The 9,593-nt window shown below is 51.8% G+C and carries 10 protein-coding genes and 1 other RNA gene; all 11 read left to right on the top strand.

Going from position 1 to position 9,593, the window contains the following annotated elements:
- Nucleotides 1-77: 77 nt before the first annotated feature.
- The 11 genes from Q3O12_RS09560 (at nucleotide 78) to ssrA (ending at nucleotide 9,388) form a co-directional block, all read left to right on the top strand.
- Nucleotides 78-527: a class I SAM-dependent methyltransferase gene (locus tag Q3O12_RS09560; protein ID WP_301670232.1), complete on the top strand. Its 450-nt coding sequence runs from the start codon at nucleotides 78-80 to the stop codon at nucleotides 525-527.
- Nucleotides 500-787, top strand: a complete 288-nt coding sequence (locus Q3O12_RS09555; RefSeq protein WP_301670231.1) for a hypothetical protein — start codon at nucleotides 500-502, stop codon at nucleotides 785-787. The genes Q3O12_RS09560 and Q3O12_RS09555 overlap by 28 nt, the downstream gene beginning before the upstream one ends.
- A gap of 81 nt (nucleotides 788-868) precedes the next feature.
- On the top strand, nucleotides 869-1,513 hold the full coding sequence (locus Q3O12_RS09550; protein ID WP_301670230.1) for a DedA family protein: 645 nt from the start codon (nucleotides 869-871) through the stop codon (nucleotides 1,511-1,513).
- Nucleotides 1,514-1,531: 18 nt separating this feature from the next.
- Nucleotides 1,532-3,442, top strand: coding sequence for an ATP-binding cassette domain-containing protein (locus tag Q3O12_RS09545; RefSeq protein WP_301670229.1), 1,911 nt, complete (start codon nucleotides 1,532-1,534; stop codon nucleotides 3,440-3,442).
- Complete coding sequence (locus Q3O12_RS09540; protein WP_301670228.1) at nucleotides 3,432-3,584, top strand: hypothetical protein; 153 nt, start codon at nucleotides 3,432-3,434, stop codon at nucleotides 3,582-3,584. The genes Q3O12_RS09545 and Q3O12_RS09540 overlap by 11 nt, the downstream gene beginning before the upstream one ends.
- 58 nt (nucleotides 3,585-3,642) lie before the next feature.
- Complete coding sequence (trpE, locus tag Q3O12_RS09535) at nucleotides 3,643-5,118, top strand: anthranilate synthase component I (RefSeq protein WP_301670227.1); 1,476 nt, start codon at nucleotides 3,643-3,645, stop codon at nucleotides 5,116-5,118.
- 258 nt (nucleotides 5,119-5,376) lie between these two features.
- Nucleotides 5,377-6,513 carry a 5-(carboxyamino)imidazole ribonucleotide synthase gene (locus Q3O12_RS09530; RefSeq protein ID WP_301670226.1) on the top strand — a complete coding sequence of 379 codons (1,137 nt, stop codon included), beginning with the start codon at nucleotides 5,377-5,379 and terminating at the stop codon, nucleotides 6,511-6,513.
- A gap of 46 nt (nucleotides 6,514-6,559) precedes the next feature.
- Complete coding sequence (locus Q3O12_RS09525; RefSeq protein WP_301670225.1) at nucleotides 6,560-7,042, top strand: GNAT family N-acetyltransferase; 483 nt, start codon at nucleotides 6,560-6,562, stop codon at nucleotides 7,040-7,042.
- 105 nt (nucleotides 7,043-7,147) lie between these two features.
- Nucleotides 7,148-8,203, top strand: a complete 1,056-nt coding sequence (locus Q3O12_RS09520) for a sulfate ABC transporter substrate-binding protein (RefSeq protein ID WP_301670224.1) — start codon at nucleotides 7,148-7,150, stop codon at nucleotides 8,201-8,203.
- 154 nt (nucleotides 8,204-8,357) lie between these two features.
- Nucleotides 8,358-8,963 (top strand): Smr/MutS family protein, encoded by a 606-nt coding sequence (locus Q3O12_RS09515; protein ID WP_301670223.1) that lies wholly within the window; start codon nucleotides 8,358-8,360, stop codon nucleotides 8,961-8,963.
- A gap of 62 nt (nucleotides 8,964-9,025) precedes the next feature.
- Nucleotides 9,026-9,388, top strand: a transfer-messenger RNA (tmRNA) gene (gene ssrA / locus Q3O12_RS09510).
- The last annotated feature ends 205 nt before the right edge of the window (nucleotides 9,389-9,593 follow it).

Here is a 9,593-nt window from a genome sequence, read left to right as displayed (position 1 = left end):
CTGGCTAGAGTTAAAGGGGCTTGATGTTTGTAAAGACTTGCGCCCCTTGATGGGGTGCAATATATAAGGATAATAAAATGGATGTAAAAGAAAGCGGTATTTTGGGCGACAGCATCAACAGCCATTGGTATTACGCATCCAAAGCACTTGCCGTTGCCAATCTTTTAAAAGGCAGAACCTTCCGCAAAGTGCTGGATGTCGGCGCAGGCTCCGCCTTTTTTTCACACTTCCTGCTGGAAAATTCCGATATAAGCGAAGCATTGTGCATCGACACCGCCTACACGGGTGAAAAAGATGGGTCATATTGCGGCAAACCGATTCATTTCCGCCGCACCATCGGCATGAGCGATGCCGACCTGGTGCTGATGATGGATGTTTTGGAACACGTCGAAGACGACAAGGCAATGCTAGAGGAGTATATCGCAAAAGTCCCTTCCGGCACGGAATTCCTCATTTCCGTACCCGCCTTCCAGTCCCTGTGGAGCGGCACGACGAATTTTTGGGGCATTACCGCCGCTACCGCCTGACACAGCTCGAGAACTTAATCCGCAGCACCGGGCTGTCCGTCCTCGGGGGGAACTATTATTTTGGCGCAGTATTCCCCCTTGCCGCAACCGTCCGCCTGCTCGGACGGTTGAGATCCGGACAAAATCCCAAATCCCAACTGATGCGGCATCATCCCGTCATCAACCGCATACTGGCTTCAATATGCCGCCTCGAAATCCGCATACAAAAAAGCAACCGCTGCGCGGGACTGACCGCCTTTTGCCTTGCAAAGAAAAAATAAAACCGATGCCGTCTGAAACTTTTCAGACGGCATTTTTCCAATCGGTTAAAATACACGGTCTATTTTTTTAGGAAATGCACCGTGGTTGCATCTGCCATCGACTTTATCCTCCATATCGACCGACACCTTCTTGCGCTGTCGGCGCAATACGGCATTTGGATTTACGCCGTTTTATTTGTCGTCGTGTTTTGCGAAACCGGCCTGATTGTTACACCGTTTTTACCGGGCGATTCTCTGCTGTTTGCAGCCGGCGGTATTGCCGCGCTGGGCGGTATGGATATTCATTTGATGGTTGCATTATTAAGCCTTGCCGCCATACTCGGCGACGCGCTCAATTTTACCGTCGGTAAGTATTTCGGCGGCAGGCTGTTCGCCAACCCCGATTCTAAAATCTTCCGGCGCGAATACCTCGACAAAACCCGCCGTTTTTACGAAAAACACGGCGGCAAAACGATTATCATCGCGCGCTTCGTGCCCATCGTCCGCACCTTCGCCCCCTTCGTCGCCGGTATGGGAAAAATGCACTATGCCAAATTTATCCGCTACAACATCATCGGCGGCGTGTTGTGGGTTATCCTGTTTTCTTATGCAGGCTATTTCTTTGCCAACTTCCCCGTCGTAAAAAACAATCTGGGCTTGGTGATGGGCGGCATCATTATTGTTTCCGCCCTGCCCGGCATCATCGAAATTGCCCGCGCCAAACTTGCGGCAAAATCCGAACGTTAATTGTTGGAAATTGACATTATGAATATATTATCCGTAGAAAACGCTTCCTTTGCCGTCGGTCATGTCGCCCTGCTCGACAAAACTTCCTTCCAACTCGACAGCGGCGAGAAAATCGGCTTAATCGGCCGCAACGGTGCGGGTAAGTCTTCGTTTTTAAAAATCCTTGCCGGTGTGCAAAAGCTCGACGACGGGCAGATTATTGTTCAAAACAATCTCAAAATCGTTTATGTGCCGCAGGAGTCCTTTTTTGATAAGGACGCAACCGTATTTGATACTGTTGCCGAAGGTTTGGGCGAAATCCGCGATTTATTGCGCCGTTATCATCACGTCAGCCATGAGTTGGAAAATGGTTCGAGTGAGACTTTGTTGAAAGAGCTCAACGAATTGCAACTTGAAATCGAAGCGAAGGACGGCTGGAAGCTGGATGCGGCGGTGAAGCAGACTTTGGGCGAACTCGGTTTGCCGGAAAACGAAAAAATCGGCAACCTCTCCGGCGGTCAGAAAAAGCGCGTCGCCTTGGCGCAGGCTTGGGTGCAAAAGCCCGACGTATTGCTGCTGGACGAACCGACCAACCATTTGGACATCGACGCGATTATCTGGCTGGAAAACCTACTGAAAGCGTTTGAAGGCAGCTTGGTTGTGATTACCCACGACCGCCGTTTTCTAGACAACATCGCCACGCGCATTGTCGAACTCGATCGCGGTATTTTGCGTTCCTATCCCGGCTCGTTTTCCAAATACAGCGAGAAAAAAGCGCAAGAGTTGGCAGTCGAGGCGGAACACAACCGCCTATTTGACAAATTCCACGCGCAGGAAGAAGCGTGGATACGCAAAGGCATTGAAGCACGACGTACCCGTAATGAAGGACGCGTTCGCCGTTTGGAAGAGCTGCGCCGCCAGCGCGCCGAACGCCGCAATGTGCAAGGTCAGGTCAACTTCAAGCTCGACAGCGGCGAGAAGAGCGGCAAAATCATCGCCGAATTGGAACACGCTTCGTTTGCCTATGGCGACAAAGTCATTATGGACAAATTCTCCGCGATTTTGCAGCGCGGCGACAAAATCGGCCTAATCGGCCCCAACGGCATCGGCAAAACCACATTTTTAAAACTGATTTTGGGCGAACTCAACCCGACTTACGGCAGAATCCGCATCGGCAGCAAGCAGGAAGTTGCCTATTTCGACCAATTTCGCAGCGCGTTGAACGAAAACGACACCGTGTTTTACACGCTCGGACAGGGCAATGATTACGTCGAAGTCGGCGGCAAGAAAAAACACGTCATGAGCTATTTGGAAGATTTCCTGTTCCATCCTGCCCGCGCGCAAAGCCCCGTTTCATCTCTCTCCGGAGGAGAACGCAACCGCCTTCTGCTGGCGAAACTCTTTACCCGTCCTGCCAATATCTTGGTCTTGGACGAACCGACCAACGACTTGGACATTGACACCCAAGAGCTGCTCGAAGACTTACTGCGTGATTATCAAGGCACGGTATTCCTTGTCTCGCACGACCGTATGTTCCTCGATAACGTCATCACACAAAGCATTGTATTTGAAGGAAACGGAAGGTTAAAAGAATACATCGGCGGCTATCAGGACTATATCGACGCAAAATCACGCGAAGCGAAAATTCAGACGGCATCCGCACCCAAAGCGTCCGATGCCGAACCCACCAAAGAAAAACCCAAAGCCAAGCGCACGGTCAAACTTTCCTACAAAGAACAGCGCGAACTCGATGCCCTGCCCGACGAAATCGCCGTCTTGGAAGCCGAGCAGGCTGAAATCAACGCGCAGCTTTCCAATCCCGAAATCTTCAAAGATTATGAGAAAGCCGGTGCATTGCAAAATCGCGCCGAAGAAATCGAAACACTGCTTTTGGAAAAATTGGAACGCTGGGAGCAGCTCGAAGCCAGACAGAACGGCAATGCCGTCTGAAGCCCGACCGTCGGGAAAACGCGCCCGAAGCCGCCGGCAAAATACCCGCCCCGCGTGCCTGACGGGCATCCGAAAGCACGCCGCGCCGCAAGCCGCACCCTTCAGACGGCATCTTCGATCAGACTGTCAACAATCCGGATAAAATGTTATACTCGCGCCCGTTGCCGCGCCGTCCGAAACCGCCTTTTGGGAAAGCAGAAATGATCAGCAAACAGGAATATCAAGCCCAAGCCGCCCAAGGCTACAACCGCATCCCGCTCGTGCAGGAACTCCTTGCCGACTTGGATACGCCGCTTTCCCTCTATCTCAAACTCGCCAACAAGCCGTTCACCTATCTCTTGGAGTCCGTCGTCGGCGGCGAACGTTTCGGGCGTTATTCCTTTATCGGACTGCCTTGCAGCCACTATCTCAAAGTCAGCGGCAAACATGTCGACGTGTATCAAAACGGCGAAATCGTCGAACAACACGACGGCAATCCCCTGCCCTTTATCGAAGCCTTCCACAACCGCTTCAAAACACCTGAAATCCCAAGCCTGCCGCGCTTTACCGGCGGACTGGTCGGCTACTTCGGTTACGAAACCATCTACAATTTCGAACACTTCGCCCACCGCCTGAAAAACACCGCCAAAGCCGACCCGCTCGGCACGCCCGACATCTTGCTGATGCTGTCGCAAGAGTTAGCGGTTATCGACAATTTAAGCGGCAAAATCCACCTCATCGTTTATGCCGATCCCTCGCAGCCCAACGGCTACGAACGCGCCCGCGAACGCCTCGAAGACATCCGCACCCAGTTGCGCCAAAGCTGCGCCATTCCACTCTCGCTCGGCAGCAAACACACCGAAGCCGTCAGCGAGTTCGGCGAAGAGCCGTTCAAAGCCTGCGTCGATAAAATCAAAGACTACATCTTTGCAGGCGACTGCATGCAGGTTGTCCCCAGCCAGCGCATGAGCATGGAATTTACCGACAGCCCGCTCGCCCTCTACCGCGCCCTGCGCACGCTCAACCCTTCGCCTTATCTCTTTTACTACGATTTTGGCGATTTCCACATCGTCGGCTCCTCGCCCGAGATCCTCGTCCGCCGCGAACGCGACGACGTCATCGTCCGCCCCATCGCCGGCACGCGCTTGCGCGGCAAAACCCCTGCTGAAGACCTTGCCAACGAGCAAGACTTATTAAGCGACGCCAAAGAAATCGCCGAACACGTCATGCTTATCGATTTAGGGCGCAACGACGTCGGCCGCATCAGCAAAACGGGCGAAGTCAAAGTAACCGACAAAATGGTGATTGAAAAATACTCCCATGTGATGCACATCGTTTCCAACGTCGAAGGCCGTCTGAAAGAGGGCGTTACCAACATGGACATCCTCGCCGCTACCTTCCCCGCCGGCACACTCTCCGGCGCACCCAAAGTCCGTGCCATAGAAATTATCGAAGAAGTCGAACCGAGCAAACGCGGCATCTACGGCGGCGCCGTCGGCGTATGGGGTTTCAACAACGACATGGATTTGGCAATTGCCATCCGCACCGCCGTGATTAAAAACAATACCCTCTTCGTCCAAAGCGGCGCAGGCGTAGTTGCCGACTCCAATCCTGAATCAGAATGGCAGGAAACGCAAAACAAAGCCCAAGCAGTGGTTCGGGCGGCGCAGATGGTGCAGGAAGGGTTGGATAGGTAAACTTGGCGTTTTTAGACAGCCTTTAAGGAATCAACAGGCCGTCTGAAAATCCAAACAATAAGCAGCAATCGTTTGATTAAAACAACTACCTTTACCGCGTCATTCCCACGCAAGCGGGAATCCAGAAATTTGAAATGACGGGAATCTCTAAATATTTCCGAAAGATTGAGGCCTAAATTCCCGCCTACACAGGAATGACGAATTAACGGTTTCAGACAACCTGAAATAAACAGTAGAACACAGACAAATTAAAACGCTATGAACAAATCTTCCATTCTCCCTCCTTCCATGCTCGGCATCCTCGGCGGCGGACAATTAGGCAGAATGTTTACCGTTGCCGCCAAAACCATGGGCTACAAAGTCACCGTACTCGACCCCGATCCGAACGCGCCGGCGGCGGAATTTGCCGACCGCCATTTGTGCGCGCCGTTTGACGACCAAGCCGCTTTAGACGAATTGGCAAAATGCGCGGCGGTTACCACTGAATTTGAAAACGTCAATGCCGATGCGATGCGCTTTTTGGCAAAACACACCAACGTTTCCCCCAGCGGCGACTGCGTTGCTATCGCGCAAAACCGTATTGAGGAAAAAGCGTGGATACGCAAAGCGGGATTGCAAACCGCGCCGTATCAAGTGGTTTCCTGTTCAGACGACATCAGCGAAGTAAGCGCGCAATTTTTGCCCGGCATCCTGAAAACGGCTACGTTGGGCTACGACGGAAAAGGTCAAATCCGGGTCAAAACGGTGGATGAACTTAAAGCTGCGTTTGCCGAACACGGCGGCGTGGATTGCGTTTTGGAAAAAATGGTGGATTTGCGCGGCGAAATTTCCGTTATCGTATGCCGTCTGAACAATGACAATGTGCAAACCTTCGACCCCGCCGAAAATATCCACGAAAACGGCATCTTGGTTTATTCCATTGTCCCTGCGCGGCTGAGTGCCGACGTGCAGCAGCAGGCGCGGCAGATGGCAAAACGCTTGGCGGACGAATTGGATTATGTCGGCGTGTTGGCGGTGGAAATGTTCGTCGTCGGCGACACGCACGAATTGGTCGTCAACGAAATCGCCCCGCGCCCGCACAATTCCGGCCACCATACGCTGGATGCCTGCGCTGCAGACCAGTTCCAACAGCAGGTACGCATTATGTGCAACCTGCCGCCTGCCGACACCAAATTATTATCGCCTTGCTGTATGGCGAATATTTTGGGCGACGTTTGGCAGGAAGGCGGCGGCGAACCGGATTGGCTGCCCTTGCAAAGCCGGCCGGACGCACACCTGCACCTATACGGCAAAAAAGCCGCACGGAAAGGGCGGAAAATGGGGCATTTCACCGTTTTAACCACCGATTCGGACACCGCATTTCAAGAAGCAAAAAAACTGCATCAGTCCCTATAATCCGACCAACGGCACAGATGCCGTCTGAAACCGCCGACATACCGCCATGAGCCTGCTGACACTGTTACGCCCCGCCACCGTGCAAGACTGCAAAGACATCTTCAACGTCCACCTGCATTCCGTCCAATACACCTGCATCCTCAGCTACAACGAACACGCCCTAAAAGTATGGGAAGGTCTGTTAAACACAGAAAGCTACCTGCCGACCATTTCCGACCCCGGCAAAGCACTTTGGGTTGTCGAATACAAAGGCAACATACAGGGATTTTTCCAAATTGACTGCCAAGAAGCACAACTCGATGCGCTTTACGTCCACCCTCTGTTCCACAACCTCGGACTGGGCACTGCCCTGCTCCGTCAGGCAGAAACCATCGCCCACAAATCCGGTTTGAGCTTTCTGAAACTCTACGCATCGCTCAACTCCGTCCCGTTTTACCTCCTCAACCGCTACGAATCGCTCGGTTCGGCAGTATTGCAGCTTGACCCCAGCATCAAAATCAAATGCGAACTGATGCGCAAACACCTCTGACCCGTCCTTATAACCAAAACTGATAATCTTCAAATCAAACATTATTTCCACAAGCGCAGACAGCCGTATAAAGTTGCCCCATCTACCAACCGACAGGACAAGCATATGAAAACCTACGCACCGGCACTCTATACCGCAGCCCTGCTTACAGCCTGCAGCCCCGCAGCCGATTCAAACCATCCGTCCGGACAAAATTCCCCGGCCAATACCGAATCCGACGGAAAAAACATTACCCTGCTCAACGCCTCATACGATGTGGCACGGGATTTTTACAAAGAATACAACCCTTTATTTATCAAAGCATACCAATCCGAACACCCCGGCACATCCGTCAGCATCCAACAGTCCCACGGCGGGTCCAGCAAACAGGCATTATCCGTAGCCAACGGACTTCAAGCCGATGTCGTCACCATGAACCAATCCTCCGACATCGACCTGCTCGAAAAAAAAGGACTGGTAGAAAAAGGCTGGCAACAAGCCTTCCCCGACCACGCCGCGCCCTACACCAGCACTATGGTTTTCCTTGTCCGAAAAAGCAATCCGAAACAAATCCACGACTGGAACGACCTTGCCAAAAACGGCGTTAACATCGTCATCGCCAATCCCAAAACCACAGGCAACGGACGCTATGCATTCCTCGGCGCGTACGGCTACGGCTTGAAAGCGACCAACGGCAACGAACAGGAAACCCAAAAACTCGTTGCAGCCATTCTCAAAAACACCCCTGTTTTTGAAAACGGGGGACGAGCCGCCACCACCACCTTCACACAACGAAACATCGGCGACGTACTCATCACTTTTGAAAACGAAGCCAACTACGTCAGCAAAAAACTGACAAAAGGACAATTCGAGATTGTTTATCCCAGCTACACCATTTCCGCCGAAAGCCCCGTCGCCGTCGTAAACAGCGTCGTCGGAAAAAAAGGCACACAGGAAGCCGCCCAATCCTATCTCGAATACCTTTGGAGCGAATCGGCGCAAGAACTCGCCGCATCGCTCTACCTGCGCCCGCGTAACGCCGAAGTATTGGCACGGCACAAAGCCGACTTCCCAGACTTAGACACCTTCTCTCCCGAAGAAAAATTCGGCGGCTGGGAAAAAATCATGAAAACCTACTTCGCCGACGGCGGCATGCTCGACCAATTAAGCACTAAAAAATAAACATCATCCCGCCCAAACCGCCTGATGCCGTCTGAACCACTTTCAGACGGCATCGTCCAAACCGCCGCAAGCCCATCCTGGCAAGCCCAAACAAATTCCCCTACAATCACATTTTCAAGCCAAAATAACGACAAAACAAATAACAGGAAAAAACATGAATACCGACTTCCAAAACATCCTCAAACAATTGGGCAAACAGGCCAAAAAAGAAGCGGCAGAAAAACAGGAAGCCGAAAAAAACAAGCAAAAACAAGAACAGGATTTGGATTTTTCACAAGCAGTCGGACAAGTCTCCCCATTAAAAAACCGGCAACAATATTATGCACCGCCTGACAAAACCCCCATCAAAGTCCGTCCTAAAGACAACCGCGCCGACGAAGAAAACTACTTCTACATCGGCAGCACATACAACGACCCACCCGCCAGCTTCAGCAAAAACGGACAAGGAAAAAACGACATCCAACGCCTGAAAAACGGATACTATCCCGTCGTTACCGATGTCGACCTACACGGCTACACCCAAGAAGAAGCCCAAAAAGTCCTCAACAAATTCATCGAGTTCACCCAAAAACGCGGTGTATGCGGAGAAATCATCCACGGCAGCGGATTAGGTTCCAAAGGCTATACACCCGTACTCAAAAACATGACCCGCAACTGGCTGATGCAGCACCCAGAGGTACTTGCCTATGTCGAACCGCGGGAAGGCAACGACGGCTGCGTCCGCATCCTGCTCAAACGCAAATTAAGGCAGCAAGACTGACAAATTTCTCCGACAGACTTGGCAGCGCCGCACAATATCCGTATAATTTGCAAACCATTTCTGGGGGCGACCTTGGTTTCGACGGGGGTTGCGAAGCAGATGCGGGCATACCGGGGTCTCAGATTCCCGTAAAACACTGAATTCAAATAGTCGCAAACGACGAAACTTACGCTTTAGCCGCTTAAGGCTAGCCGTTGCAGCAGTTGGTCAATGGGCTGTGTGGCGAAAGCCACCGCAACGTCATCTTACATTGACTGGTTTCCTTCCGGGTTACTTGGCAGGAAATAAGACTTAAGGTAACTGGTTTCCTGAAGGCCTGTTGGTCGGCATGATGGAAATAAGATTTTCAAATAGACACAACTAAGTATGTAGAACGCTTTGTAGAGGACTTTCGGACGGGGGTTCGATTCCCCCCGCCTCCACCATACCCTATTTTCAGCAGTATCCTGTAATACGCATAAAGCCTTGAAATTAAACAGTTTCAAGGCTTTTTTGTTGCCTCGGATACGACGAGCTATACCTGAATTCTCATCATTTATGGGGGAAGCTTGCCACAAGTTACCTTAAAACAGAAGAAAATGCCAAAGCCAACATTACTGCCGACAAATCGGCAATGCAAAAAGCTGCAAG

The sequence above is a fragment of the Neisseria benedictiae genome (assembly GCF_958267435.1).
Taxonomy (GTDB): domain Bacteria; phylum Pseudomonadota; class Gammaproteobacteria; order Burkholderiales; family Neisseriaceae; genus Neisseria; species Neisseria bergeri.
This window is presented reverse-complemented; position numbering and strand designations above follow the sequence as displayed.

Excerpts from the sequence above, each read along its gene's own strand:
- Q3O12_RS09560 (WP_301670232.1), top strand. The coding sequence starts at position 78 with ATGGATGTAAAAGAAAGCGGTATTTTGGGCGACAGCATCAACAGCCAT.
- Q3O12_RS09530 (WP_301670226.1), top strand. The coding sequence starts at position 5,377 with ATGAACAAATCTTCCATTCTCCCTCCTTCCATGCTCGGCATCCTCGGC.
- Q3O12_RS09525 (WP_301670225.1), top strand. The coding sequence starts at position 6,560 with ATGAGCCTGCTGACACTGTTACGCCCCGCCACCGTGCAAGACTGCAAA.
- trpE (WP_301670227.1), top strand. The coding sequence starts at position 3,643 with ATGATCAGCAAACAGGAATATCAAGCCCAAGCCGCCCAAGGCTACAAC.
- Q3O12_RS09520 (WP_301670224.1), top strand. The coding sequence starts at position 7,148 with ATGAAAACCTACGCACCGGCACTCTATACCGCAGCCCTGCTTACAGCC.
- Q3O12_RS09540 (WP_301670228.1), top strand. The coding sequence starts at position 3,432 with ATGCCGTCTGAAGCCCGACCGTCGGGAAAACGCGCCCGAAGCCGCCGG.
- Q3O12_RS09545 (WP_301670229.1), top strand. The coding sequence starts at position 1,532 with ATGAATATATTATCCGTAGAAAACGCTTCCTTTGCCGTCGGTCATGTC.
- Q3O12_RS09515 (WP_301670223.1), top strand. The coding sequence starts at position 8,358 with ATGAATACCGACTTCCAAAACATCCTCAAACAATTGGGCAAACAGGCC.